Here is an 18,891-nt window from a genome sequence, read left to right on the forward strand (position 1 = left end):
TGCCGTTTTCTCAGGCCGTCTGCGCCTGTACTTTGGAGATAAAAGGAGTCTTTTTCGATGGAACAGAATGCAAACGCCCTGCCCAAGGTCACGCTGGGCCAGTACAAAGGGCTGGACTTTACCCGCCGGGTGCGCCCGGTGTCTGAAAAAGCCGTGGAGCTGGAGGCCTCAAACCTCACCCGCACCCATGCCCCCTTTGTGCCGGTGGAGCTGCCCGCCGCACGCGGGATGCGTGTAACGCTGGATTTTGAGGGGTTTCTGGGCGGAGTCCCCATCCCGGACAGCCGGATGGAAAACGTCACGGTGGTGCTGGGCACCGGCCAGCTGATGCCCGCCGCCGAAAACGCGGTCTACGGCCACAAGGCAGGTGAGGATTTCCGGTTCGATTTTACCTACCCCGCCGAGTTCCGGGTGCCGGAGCTTTCCGGCAAAACGGCACAGTTTGCCATTGCCCTGCACACCGTGGAGCAAAAGCAGACCGTGCCGCTGGACGACGCCTTTGCCGGAACACTGGGCTTTGACTCGGTGGACGCACTGAAAGAGAGCATCCGCGAAAAGAAGCGCCGCTCCCACGAGGCCAACGCCGACCGCATTGCCGGTGCCGCCCTGCTGGACATGGCCGGGGCGAACCTGACGGCAGAGCTGAACGGCGCTGTTCTGGATCAGAACGCGGAGCGGGACATGAACGCCCTGCGCGACCGGCTGCGCCGCAGCAAGATGACCATGGAGCTGTACTGCAAGGCAGGCCAGACCACACCGGACGAGGTGCGTGCCGCCTTCCGCCGGGATGCGGAGCGCAAGATGCGCAGCATCCTTGCGGTGCGGGCCATTGCCGAAGCAGAGCAGATCACCGTGTCCAACGCCGAGGTGGACGCCGAATACGCCCGCCTTGCCAAGCTGCACGACACCCCGGAGCCTGAGATCCGCAAAGTGCTCAGCCGGGACGCTGTGGCCTCTGCCGTGACCACCCAGAAGGTACAGCGCTTTCTGATCGAACATGCAAACATCACTTCTGTTGTGGAAGGGGAGTAAATTATGGGCTTTTTTACACGCACCGCGATGGATATGCTGATGAAAACTACCCATCCCGAGATCAACCGCCGCCAGTGCTGGAACCTGCATCCTCATCGCAAGCCCTGCACCGAGTGCAAGGATATCTGCCCCTATGGCGAACAGATCTTTACCCGCCCGAACCTCGTCAAGGACTGGGACCCCTGCACCGAGTGCGGCCTGTGCGTTTCTGCCTGCCGCAGCGGCTGCATCATCCCTTCGCCGGAGCAGGTGCAGCGGGACACCTCTGCCGCCGATACCGACAATGACACCATCTGGATCGGCTGCGAAAAGTCCACCCGCAAAAATTCCATGGTGCGCGCCTGCATCTCTGCCCTCACATGGGAGACGCTGGCCTACCTTGCCCTGAACAAAAAGATCGTGCTGGACCTGACCCCCTGCGGTGAGTGTGAGAACGACCTGTGCGCCGCCCAGCTGCGCAAGGAGCTGACAAGGCTTGTGGATTTCTTTGGTCAGCCCATGTTCGAGGCACGGTTCACGCTGGCCTACGAGCAGGACGAAGCGCCCTATCACGTAAAGGAGCTGAGCCGCCGCGAAATGTTCGAGCAGGTGAGCCACGGCTCCAAGAGCGGCACCAAAAAGCTGCTGCAGCTGCTGCCCGGCCTGCGCAGCGAGGACGACGGCGGTGTGGATTTCCGCCTTTTGCTGCACCAGCGCACAAAGCAGCTGAAAGCGGCCATGGACACGCCGCTGAAGTACGGCTACTATCTGCCCAACTTCACCGACAAATGCTTTGGCTGCGGCAAATGTGAAAAGGCCTGCCGCGCCGGTGCGCTGAAGCTGGAGGACCTGCCCGACGGCCAGACCCGCATCGTCATCACGCCGTGGAAGTGCAGCGAGTGCGAGGTGTGCGTGGCATCCTGCTCCAACCATGGCATCGACGGCATGAAGCTGCGCCAGCTGACCTCCCTTGGCCCGGTGAGCATCTACAAATGCCGCAAGACCCTGTGCAAAGAGTGCGGCAAGCCCATTGCGCCGGACAGTGCGGAGGGCGTGTGCACCGTGTGCCGCATCAAGGCACGCACCAAAAAGCGGCAGGAGGAAGCCGCCGCCCGGGCAAAGCAGTTGCGGGAGGAGCGGGAGGCCAAAAAGGCTGCCGAGGAGGCCGCAAAGGCAGCGGAGGAGGCCGGTGCCGCTGTTTCTGCCGAGGCCGCAGCGGTCCCCGCCGAAGCCGCTGTCCCGGCTGCAGCCGGTTCGGTCATCAGTGCCGTGACGCCTGCCAAGCCCGCGCCCATGCTGCCGGACGAGACACCCGAAGCCGCTACGCCGAAAAACGATTGACGGCGCATCGATTCAATGCTATACTGACCATAAAGCCGCCCTTTGTGCGGCAATGGACTGTTACAAAGGGGGTAACGGATGTGTGTTCCGTTACTCCCTTTTTTCAGAGCACACAAATGCTAGAGCTAGAAGAAAGAGGGATCACACTATGCGTCATTCCATTTCCCGCCGTCAGTTCCTGAAGGGCAGCGGTGCAGCCGCCCTTTCTGCTGCAGCTGCCGGTCTGCTGAGCAGCTGCGGCGGCTCCTCCGCTTCCAATGGCGGCGGCGCCGGCGCTTCCGGCAGCAGCTCCACCTATACCGTGCTGTACTCCCGCCAGCCTGCCACCCTGAACTATCTGGTCTGCTCTGCCGACCCGGACCTCTACCACGGCACCCAGTGCATCGACACACTGGTGGAATACGACAACCGCGGCAAGATCCGGGAGGGCCTTGCCACTGCGTGGGAATGGGACGCCGACAGCCTGACCTGGACCTTCCACCTGCGGGACGAGAACTGGGTGGACTGCAATGGCGAGGTGCTGGGTCCTGTGACCGCGCAGGACTTTGTGGATGCGCTGGCCTATGTGCTGAACCCGGACTATGCTTCCTCCACTGCAAGCCTTGTCACCCCCTATGTGGCCGGTGCAGACGATTATTACAACTACTGTGTCTACCGCAACAACGCCAACAACGGCACCGTGGCCGAGGATGGCACCACCTACGCCATCGATGCAAACGGCACTGTGACGGCCACCGCTGCGGACGGCACTGCCACCGAGTATCCGGCTGTGGACTTTGACACCGTGGGCGTGAAAGCTGTGGACGAGCACACCCTGACCTACACCCTGAACTTTGATTTTCCGGGTTTTCTCAGCCTGTTGAGCTACGCCCCCTACGAGCCCGCCTACGGCCCGCTGCTGGAGGAGTTTGCCGACCAGTTCTGCACCAGTGCCGAGACCGCCTGCAGCTGCGGCGCGTTCTATCTGGCCGAGTACACCCCGCTGGAAAACTGGGTGATGAAGAAAAACCCCGAGAACTACGATGCCGACAGCGTTTATATCGATACGGTGCGCTACATCTACAATCAGGAAGAGCTCATCAGCGGCCCGGAGATGGTCAAGCGCGGCGAGATCGATCAGGCCACCATCAGCTCGGACATTCTGGACAGCTGGCTGGCCGATGACACCACCAGAGATATGGTGTCCATGGAGCGCCCGGAGACCGGCAAGAGCTATTTCTACATCTTCAACTTCCTGCCCTACCGCCACGAATTCTCCAACTGGACCGTGACCGGCGTGGACGCTGAATATGAGCCGGACAACTGGGCCAAAGCCATCAACTCCACCAACTTCCGCAAGGCGTTCCTGTATGCCATCAATCCCTCCGTCACGCTGGCCGTCACTGCGCCCGAGGGCTACGAAAACTATAAGCTGCACACCATCACCCCGCCTTCCTTCTGCGCCAACAGCAAGGGCGTGGATTATACTGAGTGCGGCGGGCTGGCAGACCTGTCCGATTTCTTTGACGAAGCCACCGCCAAACAGTACCGCGATGCCGCAGTGGAAGAACTGACGGCTGCCGGTGTCACCTTCCCCATCAAGGTGCAGTACCCCTACAACCCCGCCGTGGTGGACTGGGACAAGCAGTGTCAGGTGTTCAAGCAGCAGGTGGAGAGCGTGCTGAACGACGGCTTCGACTTTGTGAACATCATCATCACCCAGGGCCCCTCCGACAACTTCCTGAACGCGGTGCGCCGGGTGGGTGCCTACCAGCTGATGTCCTACTACTGGGGTGCCGATTACTCCGACCCCGAGACCGAGGTGTACCCCTTCTATCAGGAAGCCGGCGACCGCGGCACCTGCTACAGCTTCCTGCGCACCGGCGTGGAGGACGGCATCGTGACCGGCGAGACCGCCGAACTTGTGATGCAGTACATGTCTCTGGTGGAGAAGGCAAAGACCATCACCGAGGATCTGGATGCCCGGTATGACGCCTTTGCGGATGCCGAAGCCTTCCTCATCCAGAACGCGCTGGTCATCCCGCTGGGGATGCCGGTGCCGCCGTACATCGCCACCCGCCTGAACCTGTGGGAAGGCCAGTACGCTCCCACGGGCCTGTCCACCAACCGCCTGAAGGGCGTGCACATCCTCGACCATTACGTTTCCATGGAGGAGTACAACCAGAACCGCGACGCGCGATAAAACGGTTTAAAATGCGCTCCGCGTTCGCTTTACGCATAAATAGCGGAAGAATTATTTTAATCAGAGCAATGCCGGGCAGCCTGCGGGCTGTCCGGCATTGCATTTTCACGGGTAGAGTCGTGGAGGAAAGCGGCATTTGCAGCGCTGGTTTCCTGCGGAAACATCCGCGCTGCGGGGAGCGGGCTAGCCTTCTCCGTCCGCTTACTGCGTTCGCATCCACCTCTCCCAAAGGGAGAGGCCCTGGCAAAGAGATGAACTTTGCGTGGACTGCCAAGGGCTCCCCCTTTGAGGAAAGACTTCCCCCGGCCGGGACAGATTCTCCCCGGCCGGGGAGAAATGTCACCGTAGGTGACAAAGAGGGGAACGGATGTCACCGCAGGTGACAAAAAGGGGAATCTGGCATCGCGCAGCGATGACTGAGAGGGCGAGGCCGCTGACGGAGAGGGCAAGGTCGGTAAAGTGTGCATCTACTGTTTCCGGTCTACGACCCCACTGGTGAAAGCAGCGTTTGGAGTAGGTCGCGGTTGCGCAGCAATAAAAGCCCCAGTGGGGCTTTTAAGCGGAGGAGCGGTCTGCGTTAGCAGATGGAGGGGCCTCGCCCCGACAAGTTCCCGCAGGCCGCGACAAACGCGAATTAAAAATATTTTTTCCGCTGAATATGGCCAGAGCGCAAGCGGAAGCTATTTTGAATCGTTCCTCACCCCATTTTCCCGCAAAAACTCACAAATCCCTTTCCAAACGTAAAAAATTGCGGTATTCTATAGGTATCTGTATTTCAATCGAAAAGTGAGGTGCACAGCGATGGTGCCATATCTCGCAAAACGCATCGGGCGCTCGATTCTGACCCTGTTCATCATCGTGACGCTGGTGTTCTGCCTGCTGCGGCTCATGCCGGTAGAGGGCTACTTTGCCAACTACGAAAAAATGACCGAGGCACAGATCCAGGCCGGACTGCAGTCCATGGGTCTGCTGGACCCGCTGCCGGTGCAGATCGGTCATTTCTGGCGGGACGCACTGCACGGTGATCTGGGCGTGAGCCACATTTACAAGCTCAACGCTCCCGTGACCAAGATCCTTGCCCAGAAGCTGCCCATTTCCATCGAAATGGGTGTGCTGGCCATGCTGCTCAGCCTGATTTTCGGCATCCCGCTGGGCCTGCTCATGGGCCGGTGCAAGGGCCGCTGGCCGGATAAGTTGGGCACAGCCGTCATCGTGCTCATTCAGGCCGTGCCTGCCGCCGTGTACTTTTTGTACATTCAGATGTACGGCACCACCGCCATGGGCGTGGGCCTGCTGTTCGATGCCGCCAACTGGCACTATTGGGTGCTGCCGGTGTGCAGCATGAGCCTTGCAAACCTTGCGTTCTACGCCATGTGGCTGCGCCGCTACATGGTGGACGAAAGCAACAAGGATTACGTAAAGCTGGCCCGGGCCAAGGGCGTGAGCGAGAGCGGCATTGCCCTGCATCACATCTTCCGCAACGCCATGGTGCCGCTGGTGCAGTACATCCCCTCCGCATTTCTGAACACTGTCGTCGGCTCCATTTACATCGAGAGCCTGTACAGCATCCCGGGCATGGGCGGTCTGCTGGTCACCTGCGTGCAGCGCCACGACAACACCATGGTGCAGGGCATCGTGCTGCTGTATGCCTGCGTGGGTATTATCGGCCTGATTTTAGGCGATGTGCTCATGGTTCTCCTGGACCCCCGCATCCACTTTGGCAGGAAGGAAGGTGGCCGCTGATGCTCTCTTTTCTCAAACGTGAACGCTCCCGGCTGCTGGAAGACAAGCTCAACGCCGCGCAGGCACAACACACTGCCGGATGGGAGGCTCTGCCCGAAGACGAGCTGTTCACCCCCGCCGGGTTCAGCGAGGCGCAGGCCGAAGCCACTGCCAGCTCCAACTACAGCTACTGGGGCAGCACCTTCCGCGCCTTTTTCAAGAACAGGTTCGCGGTGGTTCTGCTGGTGGCACTGGCAGCTGTGGTGGCCTTTGCCTTCATCCAGCCCCACCTGCCCGGTCAGGCAGACCCGAACCTCTGCGCCGTGGACCCCGCCACCGGCATCCAGTACCGCAACATTGCCCCCGGGCAGGACGGCTTTATCTGGGGTTCCAACTCCATCGGGCAGGACCTGTGGGCACGCATCTGGGCCGGTGCACGCACCAGCCTGACCATCGCCTTTTTCGTGGCCCTCATTGAAGCGGTGGTGGGCATCACCGCCGGTGTGCTGTGGGGCTATGTGCGTGGACTGGATCCCGTGTTCACCGAGTTGTACAACATCTTTGATAACATCCCCACCGCCATTGTGCTGATCCTGATCTCTTACGTAGCAACGCCCAGCATCTGGACCATGGTCCTTGGCATGGCCATCAAGGGCTGGATCGAAATGGCACGCTTCATCCGCAACCAGATCCTCATTATCCGCGACCGGGATTATAATGTAGCGTCCCGCTGCCTCGGCACACCCACTGTGCGCATCGTACTGCGCAACCTGCTGCCCTATCTCGTCTCGGTCATCATGCTGCGCATGGCCCTCACCATCCCGGAAGCCATCGGCAACGAGGTGTTCATCACCTACATCGGCCTCGGGCTTTCGGTGGAGACGCCTTCGCTGGGCAATCTGGTCAACGATGGCCGCAAGGTGATGATGCAGGCCGGGCTGCGCTACCAGCTGCTGTACCCCACCCTCATCCTGAGCTTTGTCACCATTGCGTTCTACCTGATCGGCAACGCCTTCTCGGACGCCGCCGACCCGAAGAATCATCTGCAGTAAGGAGGGGATATCATGGAACATCACCCGCTCATTCTCTCCGCAAAAGATGTCAACATCCAGTTCGATCTGCGTGGAAAAGTGCTGCATGCCATCCGGGGCATCGACCTCGACCTCTATCAGGGCGAAGTGCTCGCCATCGTGGGCGAGAGCGGCTCCGGCAAGAGCGTGTTCACCAAGAGTATCATGGGCCTTCTGGACGCCAACGGCTCCATCACCGGGGGCACCATCGATTACTACGGCATGGCGGACGGCAAGCCGCTGCGCCTTTCTGACCTCAGAACCGAAAAGGACTGGCTGCGGGTACGCGGCCGTGAGATCGCCATGGTCATGCAGGACCCCATGACCAGCCTGAACCCGCTGAAGACCATCGGGGCACAGATCATGGAAGCCGTCACCCTGCATCAGGGCCTGAAGGGCGCTGCCGCAAGGGAAAAGACGCTGGGATACCTGCGGGATGTGGGCATCTCGGAGCCGGAAAAGCGCTTTAAGCAGTACCCGCACGAGTTCTCCGGCGGGATGCGCCAGCGGGTGGTGATCGCCATTGCAGCGGCCTGCAGCCCCAAAATTCTGATCTGCGATGAGCCCACCACCGCACTGGACGTGACCATTCAGGCCCAGATTTTGCAGCTGCTCAAAAAAATGCAGGTCAAGTACGATCTGACCATCCTGCTCATCACCCACGACCTTGGCGTGGTGGCCAACATTGCCGACCGGGTCGCCGTGATGTACGCGGGCGACATCGTGGAGATCGGCACCGCCGACGAGATCTACTACGACCCCCGCCACCCCTATACATGGGCACTGCTGTCCAGTATGCCCCAGATGGGCGTGAAGGGCGAGGACCTGTTCAACATCGTGGGCACACCGCCGAACCTGTTTGCGGAGATCCGCGGCGACGCCTTTGCGCCCCGCAACCCGCAGGCGCTCAAGATCGATTTTGTCAGGCGCCCGCCTTACTTTACCGTATCCCCCACCCACAAGGCCAAAACATGGCTGCTGGACCCGCGGGCACCCAGAGTCGAGCCGCCGGCTGCGGTGAAAATGCTGCGAGAGGAGGGGCTGTAAGATGGAAAATGAACGCGAAGTTCTTGTGGAAGTGAACCACCTGAACGTGACCTACGGCTCCGGCCGCAGCACCTATCATGCCGTGCAGGACGCCAGCTTTAAAATTTATAAGGGCGAGACCTTCGGCCTTGTGGGCGAGAGCGGCAGCGGCAAGACCACCATCGGCCGGGCCATCCTGCGCATCCTGCCCACCTCCGGCGGTGACATCCTCTATAAAGGCCAGAAGATCAACGGCAGGATCAGCCATCAGCTGGACCGGCAGATCATCAAGGAGATCCAGATGATCTTTCAGGACCCGCAGTCCTCGCTGAATGAACGCGCCAAGGTGAGCTACATCGTGGGCGAGGGCCTGCAGAACGTCCGGCCCGACCTCACCGCCGCCCAGCGGGAGGAGCGGGTAAGGCAGGCTTTGCGGGACGTGGGCCTGCTGCCGGAATTTGCTTCCCGCTTTCCTCACGAGTTTTCCGGCGGGCAGCGCCAGCGCATCGGTATCGCCCGGGCGCTGATCGTGGAGCCGGAGTTCATCGTTGCCGATGAGCCCATCAGCGCACTGGATATGTCCATCCGCGCGCAGGTGCTGAACCTTTTGCGCCATTTACAAAAAGAACGCGGCATCACCTATCTATTCATCGCCCACGACCTGTCCGTGATGCGCTACATCTCCGACCGCATCGCCGTGATCCACAAGGGCCGCATCGTGGAGCTGGCCGGGGCCGAAGAGCTGACGGCCCATGCCATCCACCCCTACACCCGCAGCCTGCTTTCCGCCATTCCCATGCCGGACCCCCGCCGGGAGCGGCAGAAAAAGCTGCTGGTCTACGACCCCGCCATGCACGACTACTCCAGAGAGACCCCCCAGTGGCGCGAACTGCGGCCTGAACATTTTGTGCTGTGCAGCGCCGCCGAAGCGGAGCAGTGGCTGCCGCGCTGACCCCCGACATTTCGGGAGAAATCGTTGTTTTACGGCACTTTTACGCAACGTTCATAGTTTATTTCTTGACATTCTCAGGCGGCTCCACTACAATAGAGACTGCATCATTGATTCTAATTTTTGAGTTATTAGAGTGTTCTGACCGGCGGCTTTCATCTTTCTTGCAAAGCTGTCGGCTTTTAGCAATGAAAAGAAGAAAGAAAAGAGGACTTTATTCTATGACTACTGAACAGCGTGAACCGCTCTATGCGTCCACTGCGAAGCCCTGGCTGAAGTACTATGACCAGAAATACATCGACATGCCTCTTCCCAAGTGCAGCGCCTTTGAGTATCTCTGCCATCAGAACAAGAACCATCTGAGCGAGACCGCTCTGGAGTATTATGGCCGTAAATTCACCTTTGCAGACCTCTTTGTGAATGTCAAGAAAACCGCTGCCGCCTTCCGTGCTCTCGGCGTGAAGAAGGGCGACATCATCACCGTTGTCAGTGTGATGACCCCCGAGGTGATCTACGCCTTCTACGCTGTCGATATGATCGGCGCAACGCTGAATCTGGTGGACCCGCGCTACAGCGTTGAGGGCATCCACGAGTACATCGAGGAGGTGGATTCCCGCCTGCTGATCTGCCTGAATGTGACCTATGAGCGCTGCCACAAGGCAGAAAAGCGCACCAATGTGGAGCGTGTTCTGGTCATCAGCCCCGCAGACTCCCTGCCGCTGCATCTGGCCGTCGGCTACAAGCTGACCAACCCCGATAAGAACCGCTACAAGTCCAACGTGATCCACTGGAAGGACTTTATTGCACAGGGCAAGAATCAGAGCATGAACGCCGAACCCTACGACCCGCAGCACGCCTGCGTGGTGGTGCACACCGGCGGCACCACCGGTTCGCCCAAGGGCGTTATGCTGACCGACGACAGCTTCAACTCTCTGGCCCACGAATTCATTGCCCAGAGCAACCTGTTCTGCCGCGGCCAGAAGCTGATGAACGTCATGCCTCCGTTCATTGCCTACGGCTATGCCTGCGGCGTGCATATGCCGCTGGTCATGGGCCTGCACGTTGTCATCATCCCCAATCTGGACCCCGACAAGCTGGGGGCACTGATCTGGAAGCACAAGCCCGAGCACATGTTCGGCGTTCCGGCTCACTACCAGCAGATGGCAGCATCTCCGCTGCTCAAGAAGAAGAAGGATCTCTCCTTCATCCGCAACTATGCCGCTGGCGGCGACTCGCTACCGCTGGGCGCTGAGCTGACCGTGAACGAGTTCCTGAAGGCACACAACGTGGAGTATCCGCTGGCCAAGGGCTACGGCATGACCGAAGTCGCTTCTGCCGCTACCGTTGCCGCCGGCAATGTGACCAAGCCCGGCAGCGTGGGCATCCCCATGCTGAATACGGTGGTGTCCATCTTCGAGCCCGGCACCGAGACCGAGCTGCCCATCGGGGAGCGCGGCGAGATCTGCATCTGCACCCCCACCGTCATGAAGGGCTACTACAACAAGCCCGATGAGACCGATATGATCCTGCGCCGCCATGCAGACGGCCAGATCTGGGCACACACCGGCGATGTCGGCTACATGGACGAGGACGGCTTTGTGTATCTGGACTCCCGCATCAAGCGCATGATCATCCGTCACGATGGCTTCAAGGTGTTCCCGTCCATGATCGAGAACGTCATCAGCCGCCATCCGGCTGTGCATCAGTGCTCGGTGGTGGGCTGCACCGACAAGGACCATGTGCAGGGTCGCCTGCCCTTCGTCTACGTGGTGCTGGACCCGGAGGCCGACAAAAAGAAGCGCCAGATCGTGCGCGAGCTGCGCCAGCTGTGCAAGGAAGAGCTGCCGGAGTACGTGCAGCCGGTGAGCTACAAGTTCATCAGCGAAATGCCGATGACCCCCGTTGGCAAGGTGGACTACCGCAAGCTGGAGGAAGAGATCACTCCCCGCGATTATTGATCCTGAACATCACCCTGTAATTTTTCAGACACTGAGCTCTCCCGCAAGGGAGAGCTTTTTTGTATGGGAGAAACCGCAGAATACGGGCGCAGCGATGACCGCAATTTTTTGAATTTTGTCAGTTGACAATTTTTACTTTCCATCTTATCATAGAGACAACAGCTGTGCCGCACAGGTGCAGTCATTCCGGAAAGAAGGAATCACAATGAAAAACAAAAAATTTGCCAGCTTTCTGGCCGCAGCGGCAGCGCTTGTGCTGCTGGCCATGCCTGCATTTGCTGCCGACGAACAGACGGAGCTGCCTGCCGCCGAAGCAGCAGAAGTGCAGCAGGGGCAGACTGCAGCGCCTGCCGAGCAGGAGACTGCCCTGCCCGCCGATGCCCAGACAGCCGGCGAGCCGGAGCCGCAGCTCACCTATGTGGCGCTGGGCGACAGCATCACCTCCGGTGTCGGCCTTGCCGATATGAAATACAACATCGCCCAGATCGGCTACGATCTCCGGCCAAACTTCGAGGGCTACTCTTCCCAGTGCTATACCGCCCTTGTGGGCAAGGGCCTTGGGCTGGACCGCCAGCACGCCATCAATCTGGGCCTGCCCAGCCTGATGAGCCCTGACATGCTGGATATGGTGCAGAACAGCGCCATGCCCAAGATGAATCAGGCTTCCGGCTCGTACTACGTCTACCCGGAATATCAGGAATATCTGCGCAAGGCCGATATCATTTCCATCCAGATCGGCTCCAACGACGCGCTGGTGCCCTGCATCGTAGGTCTGGGCGAGGCCACCAACTGGAAGAGTGAGCAGCTGGCCGGGCTGATGGTCAGCGGTGCCCTGCGTGATTTCAACTTCCAGAAGCTGGGGCTCTTCCTCAAAGCGCTGAACCGTATGACCCTTACCTTTGACGAGAGCCGCGCCACCAACCGCCTGCTGTTCCGCGGCATGGATGAGATCTGCGATCAAGCCTATACCAATGTGACCAACAGCCTGCCGCAGATCGTGGCCAGTATCCGCGCACTGAACCCGGATGCCAAAATCGTGCTGCTGGGCTACACCAATCCGGTGCCTCTGCTGCCCGCATGGAACCGCTACTTCAGCAAACTGAACCGCTTTGCCAAAGACCTTGCCGCACAGGAAGGCTTGATCTATGTGGACATTCCCCGCACCCAGACCGCTGCGGACGGCCACCCCACCGTCAAAGGCCACAAGTACATTGCACAGCAGATCCTGAATGCGATCCAGTAATTCTCTATGACCAAAAACAGCCGGCCTCCGCACAGGAGGCCGGCTGTTTCTTTGTAGAACCCGTTTTCAGCTCAGGCGGCCGCTTTCCACCGAAAAGCTGATGTCTGCCGCCGCCATGGTAGACTTTCGGTGGGAGACCAGCAGCACCGTTTTGTCTTTGCACTCTGCCCGCACAGCCTTGAGGATGACCCCCTCGTTCAGGCTGTCCAGATTGGAGGTAGGCTCGTCCAGCAGCAGAAACGGCGCATCGTGCAGGAACGCACGCGCCACACCGATGCGCTGACGCTCGCCGCCGGAAAGGGCACCGCCCAGCTCACCCACCGGGGTGTCATAGCCCTTGGGCAGGCTGCGGATGAAGCCATCCAGTGCAGCTTTTTTGCAGGCCGCTTCCACCTCTTCCCGGGTGGCATCCCGCTTTGCAATGCGGATGTTGTTCTCGATGGTGTCATCGAACAGTTCGGTCTCCTGGGTCACAAGGCTCTCCTGCGCACGCAGGGCGGCGGTGTTCACTCGGCGGATGTCCTGTTCTCCAAAGCGGATGCTGCCGCCGGACACATCCCAGAATCGCATCAGCAGCCGCAGGAAGGTAGACTTTCCGCTGCCCGAACGGCCCGTGATGCCCACGATCTTCTTTTCCGGAATGGTCAGGCTCAGGTCATGCAGGATTTCTTCCTCTGCATAGGCAAAGCTCACCTGCTCTGCCGCAGCACCCGCAAAGGCGGTGTCTGTGCCATCGGTCACATCCGCAGTGACAGGCTCTTCCTCCAGCAGGTCCAGAACACGGTCGGCGCTGGCGAACACCTGCGTCAGGCCCACACCAAGGTTTGCCAGTGCCACCACCGGGCCAAAGGAGCTCAGGGCCGAAAGGGTGCACACCAGCACTCCCTCGGCACCCAGTCTGCCGCTCTGGTAAAGGCTCAGGCTGGTGCCCAGCACGGCCAGCACCGTGAGCAGGATCAGGGTATTGGTCAGGGCCACGGTCAGGCCCTCGCGGTACTTGAGGGACTTCTGTTTTTCGCCCAGCGTCTCACTGTGGGCCGTGATGCCCTCGGCACGGGCTGCGGTGTCCTGATACTGCAAGGTATCCTTCAGGCCCCGCAGGCTTTCCAACACATAGCTGTTGGTATCGGCCAGTGCCTGACGGTACTCCCGGGCGGCACGGTCGCCGCGCTTTGCGCTCCAGATGGGCAGGGCCGCGCCCACCAGCAGATAGCCCGCCAGCAGCACCAGCGCAGGCAGGATGTGCCAGCTGCCCACAAAGCCCGTCATGCCGATGACGCAGATGCACGCGATGCAGATGGGCGAAATGGTGTGGGCGTAGAACACCTCCAGTGCCTCGATGTCGGCGGTGATGAGCGAGATCAGGTCGCCGCGGTCACGGCCTTCCAGCTTTGCAGGGGTCAGGCGGCGCAGCGCCCCGAACACCTTATCGCGGATCAGGGCCAGCAGCTTAAAGGCAATGTAGTGGTTGGACGCCTGCTCTGCGTAGCGCAGAACGCCGCGCAGCAGCGCAAACACCAGAATGCAGGCAAAGGCCGTGCCCACAGTCCTCACCGGGCTTGCAAGCCCCAGCGCACGCAGGATGCCAAAGCCGCCGAAGATCGTAATGAAGGTGGCGCAGAAATGGCCTGCCACCCCCATCACGATCGCCGCCAGCATAACGGGCAGCATGGGCTTTACCAGTACGATAAGCCGTCCCACAATGGCAAAGGGGCTGCGATGATTGCTCTTGTTCATGCTCAGGCATCCTCCTCTTCCAGTGTTTCCAGCTGCCGCTGTGCCAGATACAGGCGGCTGTAAGCCCCCTGCTTTGCCAGCAGCTCGGCGTGGGTGCCCTGTTCGGTCACGCGGCCATTGCTCATTGCATAGATGCAGTCGCTGTGCACCACGTTTGCCAGACGGTGGGAGATCAGGATGATCGTCTTTTTCCCGGCAAGGCTGTGGATGGCCTGCATGATGTCGTTCTCGCTCTCTGCATCCACGTTGGAGGTAGCCTCGTCGAAGAGGTAGATGGGCGTATCATGCAGCAGGGCCCGCGCCATGGCAAGGCGCTGGCGCTGACCGCCGGAAAGATTGCTGCCGCCCTCATGCAAGGCGGTCTGCAGGCCGTTCTGGCTGCGGCAGAAATCGGCCAGATTCACCTGTTCCAGTGCGTTCCACAGCTCTGTTTCGGTGGCATCCGGCTTTGCCATGCGCAGATTGCTCTCCACCGCACCTTTGAAGATGGCGGCGTTGTGGGGCACCAGCGTCAGGGTGCGCAGGCGCTGTTCCTGCTGCAGCTCCTGCACCGGCACGCCGCCCAGCGTCACGCTGCCGGTATAGCCGGTGCGGCTGCCGGACAGCAGCGCTGCGATCGTACTTTTGCCGCAGCCGCTCTCGCCCACCAGCGAGACAAAGCTGCCCTGCGGGATGGTGAGCGATACATCCTTCAGAATGGTGCGGTCTTTCTCGTAGCCAAAGGTGACATGATCCAGCTGCAGGGTGGTGTTTTCGCCGGGCAGGCGGTCGCCGTCGGCGGGCTCTTCCGCTGCCAGCAGCCGGAAGATCTTTTCTGCCGAAGCGGCGCCGTTCATGGCAATGTGGAAGTAGCTGCCCAGCAGCCGCAGCGGCAGGAAGAAGTCTGCCGCCAGCAGCACGATGGTCAATGTGGCGGTCAGGGTCAGCCGGCCTGCCGCAAAGGCAGCCACCGCGCTGATGATGCCAAGGCCCGCACCGCCGTAGGCCATCAGGTCCATCAGTGTCACCGAGTTCAGCTGCATGGTGAGCACCTTCATGGTGATCCTGCGGAAGCGCTCAGCCTGCGCGTTCATCTGCTCGTGCTTCCAGCCGTCTGCCTGATAGATCTTCAGGGTGGTCAGGCCCTGAATGTTCTCCAGAAAGCTGTCGCCAAGGGTGGTGTACTCGCCCCAGTAGTTCGCCAGCAGCTTTTTGGCAAACTTCTGCACCGCTACGATGGACATGGGGATCAGCGGCACGCAGCACAGCAGGATGATGGCAGACCGTGCGTGCACACCCACCAGCAGCGCGAACAGGGTAACAGGAGCCAGCAGGCTGTAGAACAGCTGCGGCAGGTACTTTGCAAAATAGGTATCGATCTGCTCCACGCCTTCGCTGGCCAGCATCACCACCTCGCTGGTGGCCGCCGTCTCGGTGTAGCTGGGGCCAAGGCGGGCAAGCTTTGCGTAGATGCTGCTGCGCAGGGTGCGCTTGACGTTTTTGGACGCCCAGTCGCTCATGCCGGAGGCCAGCATGGTGCAGGCAAAGCGCAGCGGCACCGTAGCAAGGCACAGCACCAGCTGCTGCCACAGCAGGGCGCTGGTCAGGCTACCCGCAAAGGCAGCACCGATGAGCCCCGCAACAGCCTTTACAAACACCACATTGCACAGCATTCCCAGCCACTGGAACAGCACATTCAGCTCCACATACCGCAGCGCACCGCGGTCAAAGGACAGCAATTTTTTGTTGATCACTGGGCTTTCTCCACTTCTGCGTCATCCGCCGCTGTTCCGAACAGACGCTCATATTCGCCGGTAAAGATGCGCTCCGGCAATGCACTGGTCATGGCCAGCGCCGCCGCAAAGCGTTCCGCCTCTGACAGCGGCTCGCTGACCGGCGGGAAATGGGTCAGGATTGTTTTCAGCTGCCGGTCCACCTGCTTTGCCACCCAGATGCCCCGGTCGGTCATATAGATCTTGCCGTAATGCTCCTTTACGATCATGCCATGCTCCATAAGCAGGTTCATGATGCGCACCACCGAGGGCTTGGTGACCCCCAGCTTTTCCGCAATGCTGCGGGAGCTGATATCCAGATGGGTCTGGGAGACCTCGTAGATCGCCAGCAGATAGCGCAGATGCGCCGACGTAAGTTCCATCCCGATCACTCTCTTTCGTTTTGATGTTACTCAAGGCTAACTTTTTTCTTTTGAAAAAAGGGCGCGAGCCGAAAGTTCCAGCCCGCGCCCCTTGCGGTTTTTACCGATCAGTGACAGCCGCTGCAGCCGCCGCAATTACCATTGCAGCCGCCCTCGCCGCAGCCACCGCAGCCGCCATGCTTGTGAGAGTGCCATGTGATCCAGCCCACACCGCCAAACACGATGACTGCCACAATGATCGTAGGCAGATTAAAGTTTGCTGCCAGAAATTCCATCATAAAGCATCTCTCCTTTCAGCAGACGAAGCTTACTTGTTTGCAGTGATCTTGGAAACGTCGATCTTGACCTCGTTGTCGCCGGTGTACTTGTTGGGACGAACCAGCAGGTAAATAAAGCAAGCCAGAACCACAGCCGCCACGATGGTAAAGAAGTTGAAGCCAACCTCGCCGGTGATCAGGCCGCCAAGCTGGTAAACCACCAGAGCTGCGCAGTAAGCCAGAGCACACATATAACCAATGGCGATGGCCGTCCATCTGCCGTTGTTCATCTCGCGCTTGATGGCGCCCATTGCAGCGAAGCAGGGAGCGCACAGCAGGTTGAAGATCATGAAGGCGTAAGCCGACAGAGCGGTGTAGTCCTGCGCAACAGCAGCCCAGATCTCATCGCCGTTCTCAGACAGCTCGCCGCCGAAGTGATACAGAACACCGAAGGTACCAACCACGTTCTCCTTTGCGATCAGGCCGGAGACGGAAGCGACGGTTGCACGCCAGTTGCCGAAGCCCAGAGGAGCAAAGATCCATGCGACCTTGGTAGCGATAGCAGCCAGCACGGAGTTGTCCTGATCCTCGACCATACCGAAGGCACCGTTCTCGAAGCCGAAGCCCTGCATGAACCACAGCACAACGGTAGCGGCCAGAATGACGGAGCCTGCGCGCTTGATGAAGGACCAGCCGCGCTCCCAGGTTGCACGGAACACGTTGCCCCATGCAGGCACATGGTATGCGGGCAGCTCCATCACGAAGGGAGCGGGATCACCTGCGAAGAGCTTGGTCTTCTTCAGGATCACGCCGGAGCAGATGATGGCAGCCATGCCAATGAAGTAAGCAGAGACAGCCACCAGAGAAGAACCGCCGAACATCGCACCTGCGATGAGGCCGATGATGGGCATCTTTGCGCCGCAGGGGATGAAGCAGGTGGTCATGATGGTCATGCGGCGGTCGCGCTCGTTCTCGATGGTACGGGATGCCATGACGCCCGGGACGCCGCAGCCGGTGCCCACCAGAACAGGGATGAAGCTCTTACCGGACAGGCCGAACTTGCGGAAGATACGGTCCATGATGAAGGCGACACGGGACATATAGCCCACATCCTCCAGAATGGACAGCAGGAAGAACAGCACCAGCATCTGGGGAACGAAGCCCAGAACTGCGCCGACACCGGCAACGATGCCGTCCATAATCAGGCCGTACAGCCAGCCTGCCACGCCGATGCTCTCCAGCAAGCCGCCCAGAGCATTGGGAACGATCTCACCGAACAGAACATCGTTGGTCCAGTCGGTGGCAAAAGTACCGATGGCCCAGCCGCCGTCTGCAATGGAGGTACCCATGGACAGAGAGTACATCAGGTACATGACCAGTGCGAAGATGGGCAGAGCCAGAATACGGTTGGTCACGATCTGGTCGATCTTATCGGAAACGGTCAGGTGCTCCACGCGGGCCTTCTTCTTGACAGCCTTGCCCACCACGGTGTTGATGTATGCATAGCGCTGGTTGGTGATGATGCTCTCTGCATCGTCGTCCAGCTCGGTCTCGCAATCCTTGATGTGCTGATCGATGTGATCCATCAGGGTCTTGTCCAGCTTCAGCTCATCCTGCACCTTGTCGTCGCGCTCGAACAGCTTGACAGCGTACCAGCGCAGGAAGCGGTCATCCACCTTGCCCTGAATGGACTCTTCGATGTGGGCAATGGCGTGCTCCACGCTGCCGGTGAACACGTGAGGCAGCTCGCCGGCCTTGGTAGCCTTGGCGGCAGCCACAGCAGCCTTTGCAGCGGCCTCGGTGCCCTCGCCCTTCAGTGCGCTGATCTCCACCGCCTGACAGCCCAGCTCTGCGCTCAGCTTCTTCAGGTCGATCTTATCGCCGTTCTTGCGCACCAGATCGATCATGTTCACCGCCATGACCACCGGGATGCCCAGCTCGATCAGCTGGGTGGTCAGGTACAGGTTGCGCTCGATGTTGGTGCCGTCGATGATGTTCAGGATGGCGTCGGGCTTCTCCTTGACCAGATAGGTACGGGAGACGACCTCTTCCAGCGTGTACGGAGACAGAGAGTAGATGCCGGGCAGGTCCTGAATGATAACATCCTTATCGCCCTTCAGCTTACCTTCCTTCTTTTCCACCGTAACGCCGGGCCAGTTGCCGACATACTGGTTGGAGCCGGTCAGATTGTTGAACAGGGTCGTTTTACCGCAGTTCGGGTTGCCGGCAAGTGCAATTTTAATGCTCATTGCTTAATCCTT

14 protein-coding genes are annotated in these 18,891 nt (G+C 59.9%); 9 read left to right on the forward strand and 5 right to left on the reverse strand.

All coding sequences use genetic code 11. From position 1 onward, the window contains the following. The first annotated feature begins 57 nt into the window (after positions 1-57). The 9 genes from tig (at position 58) to MTP37_RS10325 (ending at position 12,502) form a co-directional block, all read left to right on the forward strand. Positions 58-1,032, forward strand: coding sequence for a trigger factor (gene tig / locus MTP37_RS10285; RefSeq protein ID WP_249237192.1), 975 nt, complete (start codon positions 58-60; stop codon positions 1,030-1,032). Between the two features lie 3 nt (positions 1,033-1,035). Further along, positions 1,036-2,352, forward strand: coding sequence for a 4Fe-4S dicluster domain-containing protein (locus tag MTP37_RS10290; RefSeq protein ID WP_249237193.1), 1,317 nt, complete (start codon positions 1,036-1,038; stop codon positions 2,350-2,352). A 148-nt stretch (positions 2,353-2,500) separates the two neighbouring features. Continuing rightward, positions 2,501-4,534, forward strand: coding sequence for an ABC transporter substrate-binding protein (locus MTP37_RS10295; RefSeq protein WP_249237194.1), 2,034 nt, complete (start codon positions 2,501-2,503; stop codon positions 4,532-4,534). 801 nt (positions 4,535-5,335) lie between these two features. Then, entirely contained in the window at positions 5,336-6,277 is a 942-nt protein-coding gene (locus MTP37_RS10300) for an ABC transporter permease (RefSeq protein WP_249237195.1), read from the forward strand. Then, positions 6,277-7,308 (forward strand): ABC transporter permease, encoded by a 1,032-nt coding sequence (locus MTP37_RS10305; protein ID WP_249237196.1) that lies wholly within the window; start codon positions 6,277-6,279, stop codon positions 7,306-7,308. Before MTP37_RS10300 ends, MTP37_RS10305 begins: the two co-directional genes overlap by 1 nt. A 12-nt stretch (positions 7,309-7,320) precedes the next feature. Continuing rightward, positions 7,321-8,373 (forward strand): ABC transporter ATP-binding protein, encoded by a 1,053-nt coding sequence (locus MTP37_RS10310; RefSeq protein WP_249237197.1) that lies wholly within the window; start codon positions 7,321-7,323, stop codon positions 8,371-8,373. Position 8,374: 1 nt separating this feature from the next. Next, positions 8,375-9,304 carry an ATP-binding cassette domain-containing protein gene (locus MTP37_RS10315; RefSeq protein ID WP_249237198.1) on the forward strand — a complete coding sequence of 310 codons (930 nt, stop codon included), beginning with the start codon at positions 8,375-8,377 and terminating at the stop codon, positions 9,302-9,304. A 218-nt stretch (positions 9,305-9,522) separates the two neighbouring features. Further along, positions 9,523-11,259 (forward strand): class I adenylate-forming enzyme family protein, encoded by a 1,737-nt coding sequence (locus MTP37_RS10320; protein ID WP_249237199.1) that lies wholly within the window; start codon positions 9,523-9,525, stop codon positions 11,257-11,259. Between the two features lie 205 nt (positions 11,260-11,464). Beyond that, positions 11,465-12,502: an SGNH/GDSL hydrolase family protein gene (locus MTP37_RS10325; RefSeq protein WP_249237200.1), complete on the forward strand. Its 1,038-nt coding sequence runs from the start codon at positions 11,465-11,467 to the stop codon at positions 12,500-12,502. Positions 12,503-12,568: 66 nt separating this feature from the next. On the opposite strand, the gene MTP37_RS10330 is transcribed toward MTP37_RS10325, so the two are convergent. From MTP37_RS10330 to feoB, 5 genes are all read right to left on the reverse strand, one after another. Then, positions 12,569-14,239, reverse strand: coding sequence for an amino acid ABC transporter ATP-binding/permease protein (locus MTP37_RS10330; RefSeq protein ID WP_249237201.1), 1,671 nt, complete (start codon positions 14,237-14,239; stop codon positions 12,569-12,571). 2 nt (positions 14,240-14,241) lie between these two features. Beyond that, entirely contained in the window at positions 14,242-15,972 is a 1,731-nt protein-coding gene (locus MTP37_RS10335) for an ABC transporter ATP-binding protein/permease (protein WP_249237202.1), read from the reverse strand. Beyond that, entirely contained in the window at positions 15,969-16,373 is a 405-nt protein-coding gene (locus MTP37_RS10340) for a metal-dependent transcriptional regulator (RefSeq protein WP_249237203.1), read from the reverse strand. Before MTP37_RS10340 ends, MTP37_RS10335 begins: the two co-directional genes overlap by 4 nt. Positions 16,374-16,480: 107 nt before the next feature. Continuing rightward, the gene (locus tag MTP37_RS10345) at positions 16,481-16,651 is read right to left on the reverse strand and encodes a FeoB-associated Cys-rich membrane protein (RefSeq protein WP_249237204.1); all 171 of its coding nucleotides are present in this window, start codon (positions 16,649-16,651) and stop codon (positions 16,481-16,483) included. A gap of 29 nt (positions 16,652-16,680) precedes the next feature. Further along, positions 16,681-18,879 (reverse strand): ferrous iron transport protein B, encoded by a 2,199-nt coding sequence (feoB, locus tag MTP37_RS10350; RefSeq protein WP_249237205.1) that lies wholly within the window; start codon positions 18,877-18,879, stop codon positions 16,681-16,683. Between the last annotated feature and the right edge of the window lie 12 nt (positions 18,880-18,891).

The sequence above is a fragment of the Faecalibacterium sp. HTF-F genome, assembly GCF_023347535.1.
GTDB lineage: Bacteria > Bacillota > Clostridia > Oscillospirales > Ruminococcaceae > Faecalibacterium > Faecalibacterium wellingii.